Origin of the sequence: Halomonas sp. ND22Bw, from assembly GCF_003011945.1 — a bacterium.
Classification (GTDB): domain Bacteria; phylum Pseudomonadota; class Gammaproteobacteria; order Pseudomonadales; family Halomonadaceae; genus Halomonas; species Halomonas halophila.
In genome coordinates this window covers 1-268 of record NZ_PXWD01000951.1, presented here as the reverse complement: position 1 = coordinate 268, position 268 = coordinate 1, and the positions used below count along the sequence as shown (strand labels likewise).

The window sequence follows — 268 nt, the reverse complement described above, 5'->3', positions numbered from 1 at the left end:
CGACAAAGACCGTGGCGCCGTTGTCGCGTTGCGCGACAAGCTGCATCCGCCCGCGCACGGTCTGAAGTTCGGGCAGCGCGCGCAGGACGGATTCAGCGGAATCGCCGGCCGCCAGCGCCAGCCCCACCGCCGCCAGCACGTTTTCGGCCTGGAAGCCGCCGATCAGCGGCAGGCGGACCAGATGCGGCTGGCCCATCAGCGAAAACCGCAGATCCTGCCCTGTCGCGTCATACCGCTGGCCCAGGATCCGCAGCATGGCGTTTTCGTT

General features: G+C 68.3%; 1 pseudogene. It reads right to left on the bottom strand.

The window, feature by feature from the left end:
- Positions 1-256, bottom strand: a pseudogene (locus tag CVH10_RS20980) (hypothetical protein); the annotation flags it as partial.
- Positions 257-268: the final 12 nt, after the last annotated feature.